This is a genomic window from Candidatus Baltobacteraceae bacterium (assembly GCA_035502855.1).
Classification (GTDB): Bacteria; Vulcanimicrobiota; Vulcanimicrobiia; order Vulcanimicrobiales; family Vulcanimicrobiaceae; genus Aquilonibacter.
Genome location: DATJTX010000016.1, coordinates 149118 through 171848 on the forward strand (window position 1 = coordinate 149118; position 22731 = coordinate 171848).

Annotated in this window: 16 protein-coding genes; 8 read left to right on the plus strand and 8 right to left on the minus strand. The window is 63.3% G+C overall.

Annotated elements, in window-relative coordinates:
* Positions 1 to 11 precede the first annotated feature (11 nt).
* On the plus strand, positions 12 to 965 hold the full coding sequence (locus tag VMF11_03930; protein ID HTU69449.1) for a WYL domain-containing protein: 954 nt from the start codon (positions 12 to 14) through the stop codon (positions 963 to 965).
* On the opposite strand, the gene VMF11_03935 is transcribed toward VMF11_03930, so the two are convergent.
* From VMF11_03935 to VMF11_03955, 5 genes are all read right to left on the minus strand, one after another.
* Complete coding sequence (locus VMF11_03935; protein ID HTU69450.1) at positions 947 to 1981, minus strand: GGDEF domain-containing protein; 1035 nt, start codon at positions 1979 to 1981, stop codon at positions 947 to 949. The genes VMF11_03930 and VMF11_03935 overlap by 19 nt on opposite strands.
* Before the next feature lie 129 nt (positions 1982 to 2110).
* Positions 2111 to 3658: a dihydrolipoyllysine-residue acetyltransferase gene (locus VMF11_03940; GenBank protein HTU69451.1), complete on the minus strand. Its 1548-nt coding sequence runs from the start codon at positions 3656 to 3658 to the stop codon at positions 2111 to 2113.
* A gap of 6 nt (positions 3659 to 3664) precedes the next feature.
* Positions 3665 to 6322, minus strand: coding sequence for a pyruvate dehydrogenase (acetyl-transferring), homodimeric type (gene aceE / locus VMF11_03945; protein ID HTU69452.1), 2658 nt, complete (start codon positions 6320 to 6322; stop codon positions 3665 to 3667).
* A 55-nt stretch (positions 6323 to 6377) separates the two neighbouring features.
* A complete protein-coding gene (locus tag VMF11_03950) occupies positions 6378 to 7250 on the minus strand; it encodes an EamA family transporter (GenBank protein ID HTU69453.1) in 873 nt (290 codons plus the stop codon).
* A 3-nt stretch (positions 7251 to 7253) separates the two neighbouring features.
* Positions 7254 to 8210, minus strand: coding sequence for a FecR family protein (locus tag VMF11_03955; GenBank protein HTU69454.1), 957 nt, complete (start codon positions 8208 to 8210; stop codon positions 7254 to 7256).
* Positions 8211 to 8449: 239 nt separating this feature from the next.
* Here VMF11_03955 and thiC point away from each other — a divergent pair, with 239 nt between their 5' ends.
* Together thiC and VMF11_03965 are read left to right on the plus strand one after the other, a co-directional pair.
* A complete protein-coding gene (gene thiC, locus VMF11_03960) occupies positions 8450 to 9997 on the plus strand; it encodes a phosphomethylpyrimidine synthase ThiC (protein ID HTU69455.1) in 1548 nt (515 codons plus the stop codon).
* A complete protein-coding gene (locus VMF11_03965; protein HTU69456.1) occupies positions 9994 to 10482 on the plus strand; it encodes an HAD family hydrolase in 489 nt (162 codons plus the stop codon). The genes thiC and VMF11_03965 overlap by 4 nt, the downstream gene beginning before the upstream one ends.
* Here the strand turns inward: VMF11_03965 and VMF11_03970 are convergent.
* Positions 10458 to 11102 carry a lytic transglycosylase domain-containing protein gene (locus VMF11_03970; protein ID HTU69457.1) on the minus strand — a complete coding sequence of 215 codons (645 nt, stop codon included), beginning with the start codon at positions 11100 to 11102 and terminating at the stop codon, positions 10458 to 10460. The two genes, VMF11_03965 and VMF11_03970, sit on opposite strands and share 25 nt — an antisense overlap.
* A 306-nt stretch (positions 11103 to 11408) precedes the next feature.
* Between VMF11_03970 and VMF11_03975 the strand changes: the two genes are divergently transcribed.
* On the plus strand, positions 11409 to 14603 hold the full coding sequence (locus VMF11_03975) for a hypothetical protein (protein ID HTU69458.1): 3195 nt from the start codon (positions 11409 to 11411) through the stop codon (positions 14601 to 14603).
* On the plus strand, positions 14600 to 17668 hold the full coding sequence (locus VMF11_03980) for a hypothetical protein (protein ID HTU69459.1): 3069 nt from the start codon (positions 14600 to 14602) through the stop codon (positions 17666 to 17668). Before VMF11_03975 ends, VMF11_03980 begins: the two co-directional genes overlap by 4 nt.
* On the opposite strand, the gene VMF11_03985 is transcribed toward VMF11_03980, so the two are convergent.
* On the minus strand, positions 17649 to 18428 hold the full coding sequence (locus tag VMF11_03985) for a serine hydrolase domain-containing protein (GenBank protein ID HTU69460.1): 780 nt from the start codon (positions 18426 to 18428) through the stop codon (positions 17649 to 17651). The two genes, VMF11_03980 and VMF11_03985, sit on opposite strands and share 20 nt — an antisense overlap.
* A 38-nt stretch (positions 18429 to 18466) precedes the next feature.
* Between VMF11_03985 and VMF11_03990 the strand changes: the two genes are divergently transcribed.
* The 3 genes from VMF11_03990 to VMF11_04000 all read left to right on the plus strand — a co-directional run bounded on the left by VMF11_03990 (position 18467) and on the right by VMF11_04000 (position 21534).
* Complete coding sequence (locus tag VMF11_03990) at positions 18467 to 19816, plus strand: sugar porter family MFS transporter (protein HTU69461.1); 1350 nt, start codon at positions 18467 to 18469, stop codon at positions 19814 to 19816.
* Positions 19813 to 20253, plus strand: a complete 441-nt coding sequence (locus VMF11_03995; protein HTU69462.1) for a GreA/GreB family elongation factor — start codon at positions 19813 to 19815, stop codon at positions 20251 to 20253. The genes VMF11_03990 and VMF11_03995 overlap by 4 nt, the downstream gene beginning before the upstream one ends.
* A gap of 78 nt (positions 20254 to 20331) precedes the next feature.
* Entirely contained in the window at positions 20332 to 21534 is a 1203-nt protein-coding gene (locus VMF11_04000; protein ID HTU69463.1) for a flagellin, read from the plus strand.
* Here VMF11_04000 and VMF11_04005 read toward each other — a convergent pair.
* On the minus strand, positions 21531 to 22727 hold the full coding sequence (locus VMF11_04005; GenBank protein ID HTU69464.1) for a PQQ-binding-like beta-propeller repeat protein: 1197 nt from the start codon (positions 22725 to 22727) through the stop codon (positions 21531 to 21533). The genes VMF11_04000 and VMF11_04005 overlap by 4 nt on opposite strands.
* Positions 22728 to 22731 lie beyond the last annotated feature (4 nt).

Genomic DNA, 22731 nt, shown 5'->3' on the forward strand with positions numbered 1-22731 from the left:
AGGCTGCGGATATGAAGGCTGACCGGCTCGTCTCGCTGCTGCTCTTGCTCCAATCGGCTCCGCGCCGGACCGCCCGCGACTTGGCGAAACGCCTCGAGGTCTGCGAGCGCACGATCTACCGCGACGTCGATGCGCTTTGCGCTTCGGGCGTGCCCGTCTACGCGGAGCGTGGCCCCGACGGCGGCATCGCACTTGCCGACGGATACCGCAAGGCGCTCACGCACTTCGCCGAGGACGAAGTCCGCGCGCTCTTCATCTCCGGTTCGGCGATCCTCGCCGACCTTGGCTTGGGCGCCAACCTGGACCGCGCGCTCGAGAAGCTTCGCGGCGGATTCTCCGACGTGCAGCGCAAGGCGGCGGAAAAGGCGCGCGGCCGCATTCATATCGATCAGCGCCGCTGGTATCAGAGTGATCCGCCGCTCGAGCGGCTTGCATTGCTGCGCCGCGCGGTGTGGGACGATCGCTGCCTCGAGATCGTCTACGAAGACCGGCAAAAGGCGCGCACGACTCGTGGTGTCGAGCCGTACGGGCTGGTTTCTAAAGCGGGCGTGTGGTATCTGGTCGCGCGAACGGCGGAGGGCTATCGCAGCTTTCGCGTCGAGCGAATGTGTGACGTGCGCGAACGCGGCGAACGGTTCGAGCGCGATGCGGCCTTCGACCTCGACGCGTACTGGCGCACGAGTTCGGAGCGGATGCGCGAGGGCCTGGAGCACTTCCCCGTGACGCTGCGCGTGCGGCGCGACGCGGTCGACATGATTACCGGCTTTTGGCCGACGCGTTGGATTGATCGCGGCGGGGACCGTCTCCTCTGTGTCGATTTCATGAGCGAACGCGCGGCCATTTCACATCTGGTTACCTGGGGCGACGCGGTCGACCTGATCGAGCCGCTTTCTTTATGTGCGGGCGTGCTCGAGCATGCTCGCGAGCTGTGCGATCGCTACGAGCGTCAATCGGCCAGGCAATAGCAATTCTTGCCCGCGGCCTTAGCCTGGTAGACTGCGTCGTCGGCGCGGCGCATCAGTTCGCTCGGGGGCATTCCCGGCGTCGCAAATGCGGCGCCGATCGAGGCCGAAAGGGCATGAGTGCGGAGTGCGTCGAGGATACGCTTGAGTGCAGCCTGCGCGGCGTCTCGATCGGTGCGCGGAAGAATGAGCGAGAATTCGTCGCCTGCGAAACGAGCGGGCACGTCGATGTCGCGCGTTTGCGTGCGAAGCACGGTTGCGACCGTCACCAGCGCGGCGTCGCCTCCGGCATGGCCGCGAGTGTCGTTGATGTGCTTGAAATCGTCGATGTCGATCATTGCGAAGGCGAGCGTTTCGCCGGTGCGATTGATCGTGCGCAGCTCGGCCGCCAATCGTTCCATCAAGGCGCGCCGGTTGAACAATCCGGTGAGCGAGTCGTGCATCGCGAGGCGTTCGAGTTCGGCTGAGAGCCTCATGCGTTCGAGCGCGAACGAGGCATGCAGCGCCAGCTCCCGCATTGAGTTGAGGCTCCAGCTCGATCCGCCGCGGTCGTTGGATCCGTCGGCGTAGAAGAGATACGCATCGCCGGACCCCGCGCGCACCGACGCCGCGGCAAAGCGTCGCCGTGTATCGAACAATGGCGCGTCCGCGTCGCTCGCCCATCCGGTAACGATGTCGCTGTCGCCGGTAGTCACGCGGTAAAGCGTCGACCCTTCGGGCAAAGTGCCGCCGTACTCCGATTCGGTGACGCTCGGACCGTCGAGTTCGTAGAGCGCGCTCATCGCATGTGCGCCTTCGATTCGAAACCAGATCGAGCGGGTAAAACCGAGGCCGACGACCGCCGCACGTAGCGCCTGGGAGGCGAGTTCCCGCTCGTCCCGAGCGGCAATGACGTCGACGAACGAGCGCGCGAGCTGCTCGAGCAGTTGCGAGCGCTCGAGCAACGCGTCGCGCTCGCGCTCGACCGCATCGATGCGTTCGGTGAGGAAGGCGATGCCGTCCGAGGTCTCTTCCTTCACAATACGGAGGGTTCGTCGTGACTTCTCAAAAGCTCTTCGCCAAGTTTGCTGACGGCGCGACCTGGCGTAACCCCCCACCTCCCGGCTCTTCGCCGGCAGATGTACGCAAGCCCGAAGCCATAAGGGCTTCTACAACGACACGCGGCGAAAATCGCGCAGGAGCGACGCGAGATATACGAGGAATCGCGCAGCTCCTGCGCCGTCGATGACCCGATGATCGTAACTCACGCTGATCGGGAGGATCAGCCGCGGCACGAACGCACTGCCGTCCCAAACCGGTTTGGTGGCCGCGCGCGTCGCGCCGAGGATCGCGACTTCGGGTGCGTTCACGATCTGCGTGAACTGCGTGCCGCCGATGCCGCCGATCGATGAGATCGTGAACGTTCCGCCCTGCATCTCCGCCATGCCGAGCTTGCCGTCGCGCGCTTTGGCCGCAAGTTCCGCGCTCTCTCGCGCGATCTCGAGCAAGCCTTTCTTATCGGCGTCCTTGAGCACGGGAACGACCAAGCCGTTCGGCGTGTCGGCGGCGAAGCCGACGTTGTAGTATCGTTTGTAGACCAACTCTTCGCCGTCGAGCGAGGTATTAAAGTCGGGATAGCGCGCCAACGCAGCTACCGATGCTTTGATCAGAAAGGCGAGCATCGTCAGTTTCGCAGCGCCCGTCTTACTCTGCTCCGCGTTCACTTCGTTCCGAAAGACTTCCAGATCGGTAATGTCGGCTTCGTCGTAATTTGTGATATGCGGGATCTGCAGCCAATTGCGATGGAGATTCGGTCCAGAAAACTTCTTGATTCGCGGCAGCGGCTTGCGCTCGATCGGCCCGTATTGTGCGAAGTCGACTTTCGGCCACGCCGGCAGACCCGCAAACGTTGCCGTGCCGGCGCTCGCGCCGCTTTGCGTGAGCGCGCGTTTGACGAAGCCCTGCACGTCTTCGCGGGTGACGCGTCCGTGCGGACCGCTCCCGCTCACCCCGTGGAGATCGACGCCGAGCTCGCGCGCGAACCGGCGAATCGCCGGACTTGCGTGAATGATGCCGTTCGATGGCGCTTTTGGCGGCTGGGGCACGTCATCCTGAGGAGCCCGCGCAGCGGGCGTCTCGAAGGACGACGGACCGCCCACGCTCGGGGCGACGATCGTAGCGATCACCGTTCCTCGTGAGACTTTGTCGCCCGCTTTCACGCGCACGTCTTCGATCGTGCCGCCGGCGCTCGCGGGAATGTCCATCGAGGCTTTTTCGGATTCGAGCGTCACGAGCGGCGCTTCTTTTTCGATGCGATCGCCCGGCTTGACCAAGACGTCGATGACCGGAATGTCTTTGAAATCGCCGAGATCGGGAACGCGCAGCTCGATGGTTTGCGCACCCGCGCTTCGAGGCGACTCTTCGGGTTGCACCTCGGCGTGATGCGCTTTGTCATCCTGAGGAGCCCGCCCGGCGGGCGCACCCTCCAGCGTCAGCAGCACGGTACCTTTCGAAACTCTGTCGCCGACCTTCACGCTGACGTCTTTCACCACGCCCTCGCGCTCGCTCGGCACTTCCATCGACGCCTTTTCGCTCTCGAGCGTGACGAGCGAATCGTCTTTCTTGATGCGATCGCCCGGCTTGACCAGGACTTCGATTACCGGCACGTCCTTGAAATCACCGATGTCGGGGACGCGGACTTCGAGCGTATCAGCCATGACCGTTTACACCGTTACCGGATTGGCTTTGGCCGGATCGATACCATACTTGGCGATCGCCTTGCTCACCACGCTCGCATCGATCGTCCCCTCCTGCGCGAGCGCGTGCAGCGCGCTGGCCGCGACGTAGTGACGGTCGACTTCGAAGAACGCGCGCAATTTGCGCCGGTAGTCACTGCGGCCGTATCCGTCGGTCCCGAGCGTGGCGTAGCGCCGGCCACCCAAATGCGGGCGGATCGATTCGGCGAACAGCCGGATGTAGTCGGTGGAAGCAACGACCGGACCGTCGCGTCCGGCTAGGCTGCTCGCAACGTATGGTACGCGCGGCTTGGCTTCGGGATGGAACAGGTTCTGGCGCGCACATTCCACCCCGTCCCGTGCCAGCTCGTTGAAACTGGTTACGCTCCACACGTCGCTTGCAACGTTCCAGTCGCCGGCGAGCAGATCGGCTGCGGCCAACACTTCGCGCAGGATCGCGCCGCAGCCCATCAGTTGGACGCGCGGCTGATTCTTCGCCGCCTTGCCGCCGTCCCGCAGCAAGTAGATGCCGCGCAGGATGCCGTCGGCCGCGCCCTGAGGCATCGCCGGGTGCGTATAGTTCTCGTTGAGGAGCGTGATGTAATAATACACGTCTTCTTGCTCGGTCAGCATGCGCCGCAGGCCGTCCTGGATGATCACCGCGACTTCGTATCCGTAGGTGGGGTCGTAGCTGCGGCAATTCGGAATGAACGATGCGAAGACTTGGCTGTGTCCGTCCTCGTGCTGAAGTCCTTCGCCGTTGAGCGTCGTGCGGCCGGACGTTCCGCCGAGCAGGAAACCGCGGGTGCGCGAGTCGCCGGCCGCCCACGCCAGGTCGCCGACGCGCTGAAATCCGAACATCGAGTAAAAGATGTAGAACGGGACCATCGGCAGATCGTGGTTGGAATACGAGGTGCCGGCGGCAATCCAGGACGAGATCGCACCGGCCTCGTTGATACCTTCTTGAAGAATCTGGCCGTGCTTGTCCTCGCGGTACCACATCAGCTGCTCGGCGTCTTGCGGGTGATAGAGTTGACCGATCGACGAATAGATGCCGAGTTGCCGGAACATCCCCTCCATGCCGAACGTGCGCGATTCGTCGGCGACGATCGGCACGATGCGCGGACCGATGGTCGCATCACGCGTCGCCGTGTTGAGAATCCGCACGAATGCCATCGTGGTGGAGATTTCGCGATCGCCCGTGCTCTGCAGTTGCGCATCGAAGGCGGAAAGCTCGGGAACGGCAAGCGATTCGGATTTGCGGCGGCGCTGCGGCAGCGACCCTTGCGCCTTGATCCGTTCGCGTAAGTAGCGCATCTCCTCGGAGTCTTCCGGCGGATGATAAAACGGGACGTTCGGAATCTCCGCGTCGCTGATCGGCAGATAGAAGCGATCGCGGAACGCCCGCATATCTTCCACGTCCATCTTCTTGGCTTGGTGCGCGATGTTGAGCCCTTCGCCGGCGTCGCCCATGCCGTAGCCCTTGATCGTCTTGGCGAGAATGACCGTCGGCTCGCCCGTGTGTTCGACCGCGGCCTTGTAGGCGGCATACACCTTGACCGGATCGTGTCCGCCGCGCATCAGCGCCCAAATCTCGTCGTCGCTCCAATCGGCGACCAGCGCCGCGGTTTCCGGATAGCGGCCGAAGAACTCGTCGCGCACGTATTTGCCGTTGCGCGATTTGTACGTCTGATAATCGCCGTCGACCGTCTCGTTCATCAATTGTACGAGCCGTCCGCTTGCGTCGTTATCGAGCAGCTTGTCCCAACCGCTGCCCCAAATGACTTTGATGACGTTCCAACCGGCGCCGCGGAAGACGCGCTCGAGCTCTTGGATGATCTTGCCGTTGCCGCGCACCGGTCCGTCCAGACGCTGGAGGTTCGCGTTGATCACCCAGATCAGGTTGTCGAGCTTTTCCCGTCCGGCGAGTGAGATCGCCCCCAGCGTTTCGGGCTCGTCGGTTTCACCGTCGCCGACGAACGCCCACACTTTTCGCCCGGTCGTATCACGAAAACCCCGATCGTGGACGTAGCGCATGAAGTGCGCCTGATAGATCGACATGATCGGCCCCAGGCCCATCGAGACCGTCGGATATTGCCAGAAGTCCGGCATCAGCCACGGGTGCGGATACGACGAAATGCCTTTGTGGTCGACCTCTTGCCGAAAGTTCTCGAGTTGCTCGTGCGTGATGCGTCCTTCGAGAAACGCGCGCGCGTAAATACCGGGTGAACTGTGACCCTGAAAGAAGACCATGTCGCCGCCGAACGTTTCGGACGGAGCACGGAAGAAGTGATTGAAGCCGACGTCGTAAAGCGTCGCGGCCGATGCAAAGGTTGCCACGTGCCCGCCGAGCTCCGAACTCACTTTGTTCGCGCGCACGACCATCGCCATCGCGTTCCAGCGCACGTAGTGCCGGAGCCGCGCTTCCAGCTCGGGGTCGCCCGGCATCGGCGGCTCTTTATTCGGCGGAATCGTATTGACGTACGGCGTTTCCAGGCCGAGTGACACATGCGCGCCGCCGCGCTGCGCTTCATCGACGAGCCGCTCGAGCAGTTCGCGCGCACGATCCGGTCCTTCGACCGCGACGACCGCGCGCATCGATTCGAGCCACTCCTGGGTCTCCTGCGGATCAGGATCGGTTTTCATGCTTCGGGCATTCCGCGGGAGCGGGGAATCCCTTGCTAATGGATCGGGCCGATTATCAGTCCGGAGCAGTCCAAATTGCCAAGCCAATCGCCCCTAGGAGCAGTATGGCGCCGGCGATCGCGAGACCGGAGAGCTGCTCGCCGAAGAGCAGCAGCGCGAGAAATGCCGCGATCACGGGCTCGAGGAGGGTGGAGAACGAGACCGCGCTCGGGGAGAACCAGCGCAGCGCGGCGTTCATGCCGGTGTGACCCAAGAGCTGCGAAACCAGCGCCATCGCCAAAATTCCGCCCCAGGCGGTAGTGGAGTGAAGCGCCGGCGGCCCCTGATGTGCGACTGCGGCGGCGAGAACCAGTACGATCGCGGCGCAGGTGTAGGTGTTGAGCACGATCGTGCGCGTGCGCAACACGCTGCGTACCTCGCGCACGAGCAGGAGATAGGCCGCAAAGGCCACGCTACCGAGCAGCGCGAGCAGCGCTCCCAGGGTCGCATGTCCGGGATAGGGCGGCGCGCTGTGGTGCGAACTCGTGATCAGTATCAAGCCCAGCGTGGCGGCCACGAACGCGAGCGGGACCGTGAGCGGAAAGCGCCGGCGTCGAACCAGTCCGTCGTAGAGGGCGGTCCACAAGGGCGAGGCGGAAACCAGCAGCGTGGAAATCGCGACGGTGGTGTAGTCGAGTGAGGCGATCCAGGTGGCAAAGTGGAGCGCCAGGGCGACGCCGGCGCACCAAAGGATCGTGCGTTGACCGCGGCTCGTGCGTTCGCTTTTCCGATCGAATGCGCGCAGCGCAAGCAGTGCCGTCGCGGCGATGCACATCCGCGCTGCTGCGACGGCAAGCGGCGCAGCTCCGGTCAACGCGTAGCGCGCAAAAATAGCGGCGGCGCCAACCGCAAGTTGGGCGCCGCCGAGGATCAGATAGCGAAGCAGTATCGGCTAGATACCCGGCGGTGTCGGTCGCGCTCCGGGGCGCGGAAACATACTCGGCACGCTATTTCCCGGACGGCTGGGCGCGGCTTTGTTCACCGTGATCGGTACCGAGGTCGTGCTCGGCATCGGGGACGGTGTGGGCGTTGGAGGGAGCGTGGGCGTAGGCGTAGGCGCGGGTGTTGCCTTGGTGCTGCTGTTCGAGATCGTCGTTACGGCAGCGGCTGCGCCGACCGCCCCGGCGGCTGCCGTCGTAATCGCGGTCGAGGTTGCGGCCGCCGTCGTCGCGGTGGTGGCGGTGGTCGCGGTGATCCCGAGGCTGCCCGCGTTCGCCGGCGCGCCAAGCTCACTGAACGGCGTAAACATCGACTGCGACACGCTGGTCACCGACGCGGTTACCGCGCCGGCAGCGGCAGCGCTCGCTACCAGCGATTGTCCGGCGGCGAGCGTGAAGACTTGACCGTTCACCAGCGTGACTTGTACCGGCAACGCGGCGTTGCTGACGGCGTACACGTTGACCTGTAAACCGTTGGGACTCGCGAAGATGTCTCCGACCGTGCCGCGCACGGCAATCTCGCCGGTGGTCGTCTGGAAATGGTAGTCGGCCTGCGCGCCCGCCGGATGGTTGACGGTAAATCGCATCTTGCCGACGACGACGAATCGCGCGTGCGCGATGTTCGTCTGGGTAAACGACGTCATCTGGACCTGGCTGTTCGAAGCCATCTCGATTTGCGAGCTGTCCGGAAGCGTGATCGTCGCGAGCGAATTCGCGCCGGTGGCGGCGTAGTCGCTGCCGCCCAGGGTGGTAGTCGCCTTGACCGCGAGCCGTGTCGTCGGTCGCGGCTGAGCTCCGTAGGTGACGGCTCCCTTCATGTTCTGGAGCGTCTCGGTGTTATCGGCGGGCGACGCAGTCAACGGCACCGCGGCCAAAAGCACGGTAAGAAGCGAAGCGCAAAGGGCCTTCATAACGGTGCTCCTCGGACAGACGGGCTCTCTGAAGTCACCCGTTCGATTGGCTGCTTCGACCCCCTTCAGTCGTTCGGCTCAGGGAAAAAATACCACGGTCACCGCCCGGGGGAAGCGCCACGGCCGCGTCGTAGCCTTTGCCGTATTGCGGGAGCTTGCGAACGGGCAGGCTGAGAGGGCGCATCGCGCGCCGACCGCCATGACTGGTCCGGGTAATGCCGGCATAGGAGAGGAGAACCATGAAGCGTTACATCTCGGGTCGCGATCCCTCGATTCGCGTGCCCGTGCGTGAAATTGCGCTCACCGACGGAACGGCGCATGCCGTATATGATACGAGCGGACCCTATACCGATCCGCACTTCACCGTCGACCTCAAACGTGGGCTCCCGAAGTTGCGCAAACCGTGGATCGACGCGCGCAGCGGCGGGCCGAACGTCACGCAGATGCACTACGCGCGGCGTGGCGAGATCACGGCGGAGATGGAATTCATCGCGATCCGCGAGGGGGTCGAACCGGCGTTCGTACGAGATGAAGTGGCGCGCGGGCGCGCAATCATTCCGGCCAACGTCAACCATCCGGAGAGCGAGCCGATGATCATCGGGCGAAACTTTCTGGTGAAGATCAACGCCAACATCGGTAATTCAGTGGTAACGTCGAGTATCGACGAAGAGGTCGAGAAGATGACGTGGGCGACGCGCTGGGGAGCCGACACGGTCATGGATCTCTCGACCGGCAAGAACATTCACGAAACGCGTGAATGGATCGTGCGCAATTCGTCGGTCCCGATCGGCACGGTGCCGATCTATCAAGCGCTCGAGAAAGTCGAGGGCAAAGCCGAAGAGCTCACGTGGGAGATCTATCGAGACACGCTGATCGAACAGGCGGAGCAAGGCGTCGATTATTTCACTATCCACGCCGGCGTGCTCTTGCAATATGTGCCGCTGACCGCGAACCGCGTCACCGGGATCGTCTCGCGTGGAGGATCGATTCTAGCCAAGTGGTGCCTGGCGCATCACCGTGAGAATTTTCTCTACACGCACTTCGAAGATATCTGCGAAATCATGAAGACGTACGATATCTCGTTCTCGCTCGGCGACGGACTGCGGCCGGGGTGCACGGCCGACGCGAACGACGCCGCGCAATTTGCCGAACTCGAAACGCTCGGCGAGCTGACCGCGATCGCGTGGAAACACGACGTGCAGGTGATGATCGAAGGCCCCGGTCACGTGCCGATGCATCTGATCAAAGAGAACATGGACAAGCAGCTCGCGATCTGTCACGAAGCGCCGTTCTACACGCTCGGACCGCTGGTGACCGATATTGCCCCCGGCTACGATCACATTACCAGTGCAATCGGCGCGGCGATGATCGGCTGGTACGGCACGGCGATGCTCTGCTACGTGACGCCGAAAGAGCACCTCGGATTGCCGAACAAGAAGGACGTCAAGGACGGCGTGATCGCCTACAAGATCGCTGCCCACGCGGCGGACCTTGCAAAAGGCCACCCCCGCGCGCGCCATTGGGACGACGTTCTCTCGAAAGCGCGGTTCGAATTCCGGTGGGAAGATCAATTCGAACTCGCGCTCGATCCGGAGACCGCGCGGGAGTTTCACGATGAAACGCTGCCGGCGCCGGGCGCAAAGATCGCGCACTTCTGTTCAATGTGCGGGCCGCACTTCTGCTCGATGAAGATCACGCAAGAGGTGCGCGAATACGCCGAGCGCGGCATGGCCGAGAAGAGTAAGGAGTTCCTCGAGAAGGGCGCGGAAGTCTACGTATCAACGTGATTCGGGGCGTCCTCCTCGATCGCGACGGCACGATCGTCATCGACGTTCCGTATAACGGCGACCCCGCGCTGGTGCAACTCGTCGAAGGGGCCGCGGAGGCGATCGAACGTCTCCGCGCCGCCGGATTACGAGTCGGCGTGCTGACCAATCAAAGCGGCGTTGGGCGCGGGATGATCACCGACTCGCAGATGCGAGCCGTGAACGCGCGCATCGAGGAACTCCTAGGCCCGTTCGACGGGTGGTTCATCTGCCCGCACGGCCCGGATGACGGTTGTGAATGCCGCAAACCGAAGCCCAAGCTCGTCTTCGATGCGGCGCGCGCATGGCAACTGGATCCATCGGAGATCGCGGTCATCGGTGACAAACAGAGCGATGTCGACGCGGCACGAAATGCGGGTGCGGCGGCGCTGCGTATCCGAGAGGGTCGCGCGTTCGGTGAGGCGGTTGAGGCGTTGCTCGCTCAACGCCCGTCGTCGAGCCAGTAATCGATGTCGGCCGCGTGCGGATGCGGCGCCGCCGCGAAGACGCTGCGCGGCAGATGCACCGCGCTGCGCAGCGCGTTCCATGCGCGCAGCACTCTGATCACGTAGTGCTGCGTTTCGTAATAGGGCGGTACGCCGCCGTATCGTTTTACCGCCTCCGGTCCGGCGTTGTACGCGGCAAAGACCAGCGTGTAACGATTGGGATTCGAGCCGAAGCGCTCGAGCAAACCGCGCAGATAGCGCGCGGCGCCTTGCAGATTCTCCGCCGGATCGCGCGGGTTGACTCCGAGCGTCGCGGCCGTCCCCGGCATCAGCTGGCCTAGCCCGATCGCGCCGGCATACGAAACCGCGTGCGTATGCCAGCTCGACTCGACGGTCACGATCGCCGCCAGCATGTTGGTATCGATCTTCCAGCGTGCCGCCGTCAAGAGCAGATGGCGGGCCAGATCCTTGCTCTGCCACTCCGGCATTTCGGGATTGTACTGGCGTAGGATGTTGGCGTACACGGCAATACTCGCCGGGGTTGCGGGAACCGGTCGCGTCGCCGCGGGGGCGGGCGCGGGGAAAAACGCTCCACACATGAAGACGAGTCCCGCCAGGAACGGGGCGCGGCATCGGCTCATGGAGGGCGGGGTTTCCGGCGAGGCCCGCCATATCCCCTGTGTATGAATGGAATGTCGCCGAAGGCGCGGCGCGCCTGGGCAATCGGGGCGATACTCGTCTTCCTTATCTTGTGCGCCGGTATTGCCGTCTCAGAATGGTACGCATACAACGTCAACATTCCGAAATATGAGGCAAAGAACGCCAAACGGTAGACTCTGATGCTTCTTTGATCGCGCGCGCGCAGGAGTTTGGGACCGCGGCTGCGGACGGCACACCCTCGGTGCGTTTCGCTCTCGCTGCTTCCATTTTCTAGGGAGGTCCCGTTCGTGAAGGTTCGCTTCGCTGGTTTTTTGGCGTGCTCGATCGTGATGCTCATGACGGGCACCGCGCTGGCGCAGACGGCTGCGGTACAACCCTCACCGTCAACGAGCCCGGCGCCGCCCAAGCCGGGCAAACCGACTCCGACCCCCTCGCCCACTCCCACGCCGGGTCCGCCCTTCAGCAACATGAACTGGCGCGAGATCGGGCCGGCCGCGGCGGGCGGCCGGGTTGCGGCGGTTGCCGGGTCGGCGACCGATCCGAAGCTCTACTACGTCGGCAGCGCCGGCGGAGGCGTGTGGAAGAGCGAGGACAGCGGCCAGACCTGGGACCCGGTTTTTGCCAAGGAGCCGGTCTCGGCGATCGGGGCGGTCACGATCGACCCCACCGACAACAACGTCGTTTGGGTCGGAACGGGCGAGGACAATCCGCGTAACGACGTGAGCTACGGCGACGGTGTCTACAAGACGACCGACGGCGGCGAGCATTGGACCAACATGGGCCTGGCGGCGACGAAATACATTTCGCGTATTCTGGTCGATCCGCGCGATCACAACCACGTGATCGTCGGGGCGCAAGGGGACGTCTTCAACGACAGCACCGAGCGCGGTGTTTACGTGACTTGGGACGGCGGCAAGACCTGGAGCAAGACGCTCTACACCGGTCCCGAGGCGGGCGCATCCGATCTGGCGATGGATTCGCAGGACCCGAGCGTGATGTACGCCGGGATTTGGCAATTTCAACGGCGTCCGTGGACGTTTCGCAGCGGCGGTCCTCAGGACGGCTTGTACAAATCGACCGACGGCGGACGGACCTGGAAGAAGCTCGAGGGCAACGGTCTTCCGACCGATACGACCGGGCGCATCGGACTCGCCGTCGCGCCCAGTGACGGCAACCGCGTCTATGCGCTGATCGAATCGACGCAAGGCATTCTCTGGCGCTCCGACGACGGCGGCAGCCATTGGAAGATGGTTTCGGACAACACGCTGGTCGATCAGCGTCCGTTCTATTTCACCCACATCGCGGTCGATCCGAAGAACCCTGACGTCGTCTACGGTGTGTCGATGATGCTCTCCAAATCGACCGATGGCGGGAAGACGTTCAAGGCGATCGCCGACAGCGTCCACGTCGACTATCACGCGATCTGGATCGCGCCAAACGATCCCACCCGCATCATCACCGGTGAGGACGGCGGCTACGCGCTCACGCTCGACGGCGGAGAGAATTGGTTCTTCTCGGCCAACCTGCCGATCGCGCAAATCTATCGCGTCGGTCTCTCGAACGAAAATCCGTACTGGGTGTGCGTCGGCCTGCAGGACAACAACGCCTGGTGCGCCCCCAACAACACGCAAGATCCGTCCGGTATTCAAAACAAGGCGTGGATTGCGGTTGCGGGCGGCGACGGCGAGTGGGCGGTCCCCGATCCGGTCGACCCAAACTATATTTGGGCCGACTCCGAAAACGGTTCGATCACGGTCGTCAACAAAGTCACCAAAGACGGCTGGTTCGTGCAACCGTATCTGCAGCTTGCCGCGGAAGGCTTCGACAACCGCATTGCGAAGGTCCGCTGGAATTGGGAGACGCCAATCGCCTTTGCGCCCTGGGACGGCCACATCGCCTGGACCGGCGGCAACGTGCTCTTCCAAAGCACGGATCGCGGGCTGCATTGGAAGATCATCAGCCCGGATCTCACCCGCAACGTCAAGGATCATCAAGCGCCTTCGGGCGGACCGATCACCCATGACGTCTCGGGCGCGGAAGAGAGCGACACGATTCTCGACATCGAGGGTTCGCGCGTCCACAAAGGCGAGATTTGGGTCGGCACCGACGACGGACTGATTCAGCTCACGCTCGACGGCGGAGCGCACTGGCACAACGTTACCCCGCCGGGGGCTCCGCAGTTCGGACGCTTCGCTTCCATCTCTCCCTCGCCGCTCGTCGACGGTACCGCGTACGCGATCAACGACGGGCATTACACCGGCGACAACAAGCCGTACGTGTTCGTCACGCACGATTTCGGGAAAACCTGGACCACGATCACGAACGGTCTTCCCGACGATCAATGGGCGCGTTCGATCGCGGCCGACATCCGCAATCCGAATTTGGTCTATCTCGGAACCGAGGAAGGTATCTGGATTTCGTACGACGGCGGTGCGTCGTGGAAGTCGTTCAAGAACGACTTGCCGACGGTCTCGGTGCACGACATCCGCATGCAGCAGCAGTTCGACGACTTGGTGATCGCGACGCACGGCCGTGCGGCGTACATCATGGACGACATGACGCCGATCCAGCAGTTGCAGACGGCAATCGCGCACGGCGATTACATGTTCCCCGTTCGCGTGTCCTATCAATACAATACGCGTGAAGACGACGAGGGCGTCTACACAAACTACGCCGCGGACAATCCGCCAACCGGCGCGATGATCGACTACTATCAGAGCGCCGAGCAAAAGACGCCGCCGGAGCTCGAGATCGTCGATGCTTCCGGGAAGGTGATCCGCACCTATAAGGGGACGCACGAAGTCCACAAAAAACAGGAACCGTGGATTCCGAACAAGGTCGGACTGAACCGCTTCGTGTGGGATTGGACGATCGACGGCCCGGTCAAATGGTATGGTGCCGCGAAAAAATCCTATCAAGGCCCGAACGACGGACCGGCGGTCCCGCCGGGCGTGTACGTCGCGCGTTTGACGCTCGGCAGCTCGACCTTCACCCAGCGCTTCATCGTGAAAGCCGATCCGCGCACGCTCTACACCCAGGCGCAGATGGTGGAGTCCTACGACTTCGCGCGCCGCGGCGAGGCGATGTTCTCGCAGATCGACACGATGCTCGACAACCTCGATGCGGTGAAGAAAGGCATCGACGACGGCATCGCGGCGGCGAAGAAAACCGGTGATACCGCGACGCAGAGCAAGCTGGAAGCGATCGAAACGCAGCGGATGAGCGTCTTCAACCAACTCACCGCAGATTTCCACAACGATGAAGACTCGATCCAGCGGCCGGGCAAGGTCCGCGAGGACGTGGAAACGATCATGTTCTTCAGCGGAGCCTACGTTACGCCCGCGATGCGCGAGTACGCGCATCGCTGTGCCGACGAGCTCCAGAAAGCAGCGGCGAACTACGACGTGTTCGTCAAAGAGCAAATCCCGATTCTCAACGACGCTCTCAAGGCAGTGAACGTGAAAGCGGTGACGATCCGATGATGCCACTGTTGGCGCTGGTCGCCTCAACCTACGGGAACCTCACGATGCGCGAGGTCGGTCCGGCCATCGCCGGCGGCCGCATCGCTGCCGTCGCGGGAACGCCGCAGAATGACAAGCTCTACTACATCGGCAGCGCCGGAGGCGGCGTGTGGAAATCGGAGAACGGCGGCGCGACCTGGTCGCCGGTCTTCGACGATCAGCGCGTCTCGGCGATCGGCGCGGTCGCAATCGATCCACGCAACGCGAACGTCGTGTGGGTCGGCACCGGCGAAGCCAACCCGCGCAACGACGTGAGCTATGGCGACGGTCTGTACAAGACGACCGACGGCGGCAAACACTGGAAGCGCGCCGGCCTGGCCGGCGTGTGGAGCATCTCGCGCATCGCGGTGGATCCGAAAGATCCGCAGCACGTCGTCGTAGCCGCGTTCGGCGATCCGTTCAAAGACTCGAGCGATCGCGGCGTCTACGTCACGTTCAACGGGGGACGAACGTTCGCGAAGACGCTCTACGTCGATCAGACGACCGGCGCGAGCGATTTGGCGATGAACCCGCAAGATCCAAGCGTCGTGTACGCGGGCATGTGGCCGTTCCGCCGCAAGCCGTGGACGTTCACCAGCGGCGGCCCGGACGGCGGCCTCTTCAAATCGACCGACGGCGGCAAGAGCTGGAAGAAGTTGACCGGCAACGGATTGCCGCCGGGTTCGACCGGACGTATCGGCCTCGCGCTTGCGCCGAGCGATCCCAAGCGCGTCTACGCGGTGATCGAAGCGAAAGGCGGGATTCTCTGGCGTTCGGACGATGCCGGCGCGCACTGGAAGATGGTCAGCGACGATACGCTGGTCGATCAGCGTCCGTTCTATTTCTCGCATCTCGCGGTTGATCCGCGCAATCCCGATCACGTCTATGCCGTTTCGGAAATGCTTGCCGAAAGCAAGGACGGCGGCAAGAAATTCGAAGCGATCGCCAAGGACGTGCACGTCGATTATCACGCGATGTGGATCGCGCCCAATGACCCCGATCGTATGATGACCGGGGAAGACGGCGGCTACGCGCTAACGCTGGACGGCGGCAAGACCTGGTCGTTCTCGCAGAACGTGACGGTCGGAGAGATCTACCACGTCGGCTACTCGCTCGGCGAAAATCCGTATCTCATCTGTGCCGCGTTGCAGGACAACGAAGCCTTCTGCGGGCCATCGAATTCGCTCTCTAGCGACGGGATCGTGAACAGCGATTGGTTCGCGGTCGTCGGCGGCGATGGCGAATGGGCGATTCCCGATCCCTCCGATTCACGCTACATCTGGTCCGACCTCGAAGACGGCGTGCTCATGATCTACGATCGCAAAGCGCAGACCTATCATTGGGTTCGTCCGTACGACGCGTTTCCGGCCGGTGCGCTCGGGCCGTTCGACTCGCGCGAGGCGAAGTATCGCTTCAACTGGGATTCCCCGCTCGCGTTCGCCCCGTGGGATGGCCACACGGCGTGGTTCGGCGGTGACGTGGTGTTCCAAACGACCGACCGTGGCGAGCACTGGACGGTGATCAGCCCCGATCTCACCCGGAACATCAAGGATCATCAAAGACCGGCGGGTGGGCCGTTGGCGGAGGACGTCTCCGGGGCGGAATACTCCGACACGCTGCTCGACATCGAAGGTTCGCCGATCGACAAGGGCGAGATCTGGACCGGTTCCGACGACGGCGTCGTCTCGCTCACGCGTGACGGCGGCGAGCATTGGGAAACGGTGACGCCGAAAGGCGCGCCGGAATTCGCGCGCTTCGAAACGGTGGCCCCCTCTCCGCTCGAGGCCGGCACGGCTTACGCGATCGCCGACGATCATTTGCTCGGCGACTATGCGCCGTTCGTCTACGTGACGCACGATTACGGAAAAACGTGGACCTCGATCGTGAACGGGTTGCCCGCCGATCAATACGCCCGCACGGTGCGGCCCGATCTGAAAAATCCCGACCTCGTCTATGCCGGGACCGAAAACGGCATGTGGATCTCCTACGATAGCGGCGCGCATTGGGAGAACTTCAAGCTGAACATGCCGACGGTCTCGGTTCGTGATATCCGGATTCAACCCGAGTTCGACGATCTGCTCGTCGGCACGCACGGGCATGACCTTTACGTGCTCGACGATTTGAGCGCGGTTCAGCAGCTACCGCAGGCGCAAAAAGACGGCGTGATGCTCTTCAAGCCGCGCACGTCCTACGAATACCATCAACACTCCAACCAAGACTACGGTACCTACGCGATGTTCGCGGCCCAGAATCCGCCGGGCGGCGTCATCATCGACTACTATCTCTCGGCACCGCAAAAAAAGGCGCCGGTGATCGAGGTCGCGGATGCGAGCGGTAAGGTCGTGCGCACGATCTCGGGGACGCACAAAGTCAAGGGTAAGGACGTTCCGAACGTTCCGAACAAGGCCGGCATCAATCGTCTGACGTGGGATTTCCGCGAAAACGGTCCAACGCAGTGGATGGGCGCGGCGCGTCCGGAATATCGCGGGCCGAAGACCGGTCCACAAATGGTACCCGGCGAATACACGGTTCGTCTCGTGCTCGGCGGTAGAACGCTGACGCAAACGGTGACGGTCAAGCCGGATCCGCGCGACGACCTCACCCAAGCCGATTATCAGTCAGCCTACGATTTTGCCGAGAAGTACACGATCGTGTACGGTAAGATCGACCAAGTGCTCAACAATTTGGATGCGATCAAGAAATCGCTAGCATCCGCAAAACCGAGCGGCGCAGCGCTGCAAGGTGACGTCGCCAAGGCCAACGCGCAGTGGGGGACGATCTTCTCGAGCTTTACGGCTGATTTCCACAACGACGAAGACCAGATCCAGCGGCCGGGCTCGCTGCGCGAGGAAATTCCGCGCACCGGGTTCGGTGCGGCGCAGCCGCCGACGGCCGAGCAGCTCGACTATGCCTCGCGATTCGATACGGCCTATGCAGCAGCGATGGCGCGCTACAACGACTACGTCACCTCGCTGCAATCGCTCTCCAAGCGACTGCAGGCGAGCGGCGCCAAACCGATCGACGGAGCTAAGAACGTAAGTCCGTAAGTGCTTCCGTTGTCATGAGCAGTTTCTTAACGGTGGCCGGGTGATTGGGCGATCCGCCGTCACTGAATCGCACGGCCACCAGTTCCTGCGAGGGAATCACGTAGAGCGCCTGACCGCCGGAGCCGCTCGCGTAGAAAAGGTCCGGCGGCATCTTGGGGCCGCCCAGCCACCAGCACAATCCGTAACGCGCATTGCGCGCCGAACCGGTGAAGGCATCGCGGTAGCGGTCGCGATGCGCGAGCACGTAGGCGCCGTAAGCCAGCCAATCGCGCGCACGTAGGAACGCACCGGTCGGCAACGGGTGCGTCCCGTCGGAGAGCGTGCGCCAGGAGGAGACGTTCACGCCGGCGGGATCGAGTACGCGTTCGCGCAGATACTCGTGCGGCGTACGTCCACGCGGCGCGAGGCGCTCGGCGAAGAACGTGCCGAACACCTGGAGCGGAATTCCGCTGTAGGTGAACGTGCTGCCGGGTGCGTTCTTGAGCGGAATCTCCAGCGCGCGTTCGTAGGTTGGAACGGCCTTTCCCAATCCGCCGAATCCGTAGCCGGCCGTCATGTCGAGCAGCATGCGCACCGTGTATCCGCTGCGAACCGGTTCGTCGAGGTCGAACAGTCCCTCGGCGCGTGCTTCGAGCGCGGCGATTCCCCAAAAGCTTTTCGTGCCGCTGTAAAGCGCATGTGGCGCATTCGCATCGAATCCGCGCTCGTACGTCTCATGCACGATACGCCCGGCGCGCTGAACCAGGAGGGCTTGCTGCATGAGCGGGGCCTTCGCCGCCGCCTCCCGAAAGCGCTCGCATGAGGCCATTCGTTTTGCTGGTCGCGTCCGTTGCTGCGCTGGGCGGCCTGCTCTTCGGCTACGATACCGGTGTGATCTCCGGTGCGATTCTGTTCATCACGCACCAATTCGGGCTCTCAGTCCGGTTACAAGAGTTCACGATCAGCGTCGTGCTGATCGGCTGCATCATCGGATCGGCGGTCGCGGGCTCGATTGCCGATCGTGCCGGGCGGCGCAGGACGCTGCTGATCAGCGGCATCATCTTTGGCATTGGTGCACTGGGCTCCGCGCTTGCGCCGACGATCGCCATGCTGCTCGTCAGCCGCTTCGTCGTCGGCATCGCGATCGGGTTCTGCTCGGTCGTCGCCCCGCTCTATATTGCCGAGGTCGCTCCGGCGAACGTCCGCGGCGCACTCGTTTCGCTCTACCAATTTGCGATCACCATCGGCATTGTCGCCGCGTACGTGGTCGATTATGCGTTCGCGGGCGCTGGGGAATGGCGCTGGATGCTCGGTCTGGGCGTCTTCCCTGCGCTGGTCCTGATCGTCGGCATGCTCCCGCTGCCCGAAAGCCCGCGGTTCCTCTTCAAACTCGGGCTTGGTGATAATGCGCGTGACGTGCTGCGACGCATCGCCGGTCACGACGAGGTTACCGCCGAGGAGCAGGCGATCGAGGCGTCACTGCAAACCGAGGGCGCGGGCTTCGAAGTCTTTCGTCAGCCTGCGGTGCGCAGCGCGCTCATCCTGGGCTTTTCGCTGGCGGTTCTGCAGCAGGTTACCGGAATCAACACCATCATCTATTATGGCCCGCAAATCTTTCTGATGGCCGGCGTTACCACCAACCAAGCATCGATCCTTGCGGAGACGCTGGTGGGCACGGTCAATTGCCTTGCGACGCTCATCGCGATCTTCTTCGTCGATCGCATTGGGCGCAAACCGCTGCTGTACGCGGGCTGCGCGGGGATGTTCGTGGGACTCTCCGCGCTCTCGTTTGCGTTCGCCCAGCCGCACCTGCAGGGCTCGCTCGGTACGATCGCATTGGCGAGCATGATGCTCTACGTCGGCTCGTTCGCCTACAGCTTGGGCCCGATCTTGTGGCTCTTGATCTCGGAGATCTTTCCGCTGCAAGCGCGCGGCCTCGGCATGAGCATCTGCACGCTCGGAAACTGGTTGGCAAATTTTGCCGTTTCGCTCTTCTTCCTGTCGATGGTTCAGGCGTTGGGGCGTCCACTGACGTTCGGTATCTACGCCGCGCTGTGCATCGTGACCATCGTGGTCGTCGCACGGGGGGTGCCGGAGACCAGGCGCGAAATACTGGAAAATATCTCGCTGGCGCCGGGTATTCCGCGCGCCGCGGAGGTGACTCGATGAGCCGCGCATTCGTGAAAGACGATAGCGACGCGCCGGAACCTCGTTTCGAACGTCCCGTCAGCGTCTTGCCAAACTATGTAACGCCCGGAGGGCTTGCGCTGCTGCGCAGCGCGCTCGTCCGCGCACAGGCCGCCGGCAACGATCGGGAGATGCGTTACGTGCAGGAGCGCATCGACTCGGCGATCGTGATCGATCCGTCCGCGCATCCGCAGGGCGTGGTGGAGTTCGGAGCGAGCGTGCGGGCTCACGACGCCGACGGGCACGAACTGCGCGTGCGCATCGTAGGCGAGGACGAGGCCGATCCGCCGCGCGGGGCGATCAGCTGGGAGTCGCCGATTGCGCGCGCGCTCACCGATCATCGCGCGGGCGATACCGTGCTGGTGCGCCGTCCGGCCGGGCCGATCGAATATACGATCGACCAGGTCGAGTACGAGTGAGTTTTGTAAAGATTTCGTGAAGGCTATAGTAAGGGTTAGGCGCAGAACGGGGGCGACCTCTGCTATAATCGGGTAGCCATGGCTTCGATTACCAGCCTGACCAGCAATCAGTCGATCAATTCGCTCGAGCAGACCCAACAGAGTCAGCTCACGACGTTCCAGCAGCTCAGCAGCGGCAAGCGTCTCACCAGCGCAGCCGTCGATCCCGCCGGCTATGCGATCGCGACCTCGCTCGCCACGCAAGCGGCGGCCGCCAGCACCGCCTCCGACAACATTCAAGAAGCGTTCAACGCGACCAACGTCGCGCAGGGCGCGTTGCAGCAATTGACCGGCGTGCTCCAAACGGTACAGAATCTCGCGGTGCAGGGCGCCGACTCGTTCTTGAGTCCGGCCGACCGCGCGGACCTTCAGGCTGAGAGCAATCAGCTCGTGCAGCAGGCGAATACGATCGCGCAATCGGTGAACTTCAACGGCTTGCCGCTCTTGAACGGTTCGCTGGCGGGGCCGCAAGCCGGAACCGCAGCGGTCGCGAACGTCACCAACAACGATATCGTGCAAAACGGCGGAACCGTGGTCACCCAGGTCGCGGCCGCCAACGCGAACTTCCAAGCTCCGCCGGCCGGCGCCGCTCAGGGATTCGGCGGCACCTCCACCACGAATTCGACCATTCAGGTTCAGGTTGTCAACAACAACGGCCAGGCTGCCGCGGTCGCGACCGTGCTCGATAACGCGACCGGTCAGCAGGCGACCTCCGCTCCGGTCGGCGCGGGCGGAACGATCAGCGGATTCGAAAACGTCAATATCACCGTCGGGAACATCTCGCTCGCCGACGTCGGACAGACCGCGACGATTCAGATCGCGCAAGCGACGCCGGCGAACACGCAGAACAGCGCGCTCACGGTGCAGTCGGGAGCCAACGAGGGCGCGATCACCAACGTCGCCATCCCCGGCGTGAATTCGACGACGCTGCAGATCAATAACATCAACCTCTCGAGCGCCCTGAGTTCGACGCAAGCGATCGGCCAGATCACCAACGCGCTGAACTCGCTGACGACCGCGCAAGCGACGCTCGGTGCGCAGCAGGCGTCGCTGCAGAACGCCGCGCAAGCCGACGACGTGTACGCAAACAACCTCACGACCTCGCAGTCGAACATCGCCGACGAGAACGTGTACCAGGGCGCGGCGCAGTCGTCGCTTCAGCAGATTCAGCAACAGATTCAGCTCGCGCTCCAAGCGAAGAACAACGTCAACGCGGCGGCTGTTCTCGGCCTCTTCGGCTAGCGCCATATCGCATACGCGGTTACTCTCGAACCCGCGGTGACATAGAGCCGCGAGCCTTGTGCGCGCGGGCCGCGTCCGTACGAACGGCCCGTAACGTGCATCGTCAGAAGCCGCCGGCCGTCGGCGGCGTCGAAGGCGGCCAGCGTGCCGTTCACGCCGATGACGAAGACGATTCCTTTCCATAACGCCGGCGCTTCGTAAATACCGGCAAGCGAAGCGCGCCAGCGCATGCGGCCTGTGCGCTGCGAAAGCGCGACCAACGCTCCGTGCGCCCCGCCGTACACGGGCACGAAAATGAGCCCGCTGCCGCACGCGGCGCTGCCGATGATCGAGGCATACGGATCGGCCGGATCAACCGGGGTGCGCCACACGAGATGACCGTCCGCGGCGTCCACGGCGTAGTAGATGCCGTCCTTGCCGCCTTCGCCGATGACCTCGCGCGCGCGCGAACCGGTTCCGACCGTGAAGCGGTTGGGCGAAGCGAACATGTCCCGGTCGTGGGTGTCGTGCGGGTGAATGGGACCAAATACCCAGCGCACGCGTCCGCTGTGCACGTCGAAGCTGATGATCGAATCGGAATAGGGATCGGGTCCGGCGGGCGGCGAGCCGATAGGCGTCGGGTTTCCGGTTCCCACATAGGCGATGCCTCGTACCGGGTCCACGGCCGGCGTTGCCGAGATGCCGGTTCCGCTTCCGCGATAGCGTTCGGGGAAGAGGCGCCAGCGCGGCGTTCCGGTTCGTGCATCGAGCGCGACGATGGAACCGCGATCGGTGGGCCGGTCACCGAGCACGTCGATCCCGATCAGAACCACTCCGTCCGCGACGACCGGCGTAGCGTAGGTGTCATCGTTTCGCGCAATCGAACAAACGCGGCGCTTCCAAAGCGTTCGTCCGGTGCCGGTATCGAATGCTCCGGCCAGACAACTGCCGCTGACGGCATAGGCCACGCGCCCGGTAACCGCGATCGACGAGACGACGCCGCGCGTTTGCCCGTAGAACTGATCCGGATTTGCGCCCAGCGCCGAACGCCAGCGAAGGCGTCCGCTCGTCGCGTCGAGCGCAAGCACGGTCCCGCCCCACGTTCCGACGTAAACGGATCCGTCGGCGACGGTAGGCATCGACGTTATCCAATGCGTTGCGTGATAGGACCAGATCGGCTTGAGCGTGAGCACGGCGAGGAGAAGTCCGGTCAATGTT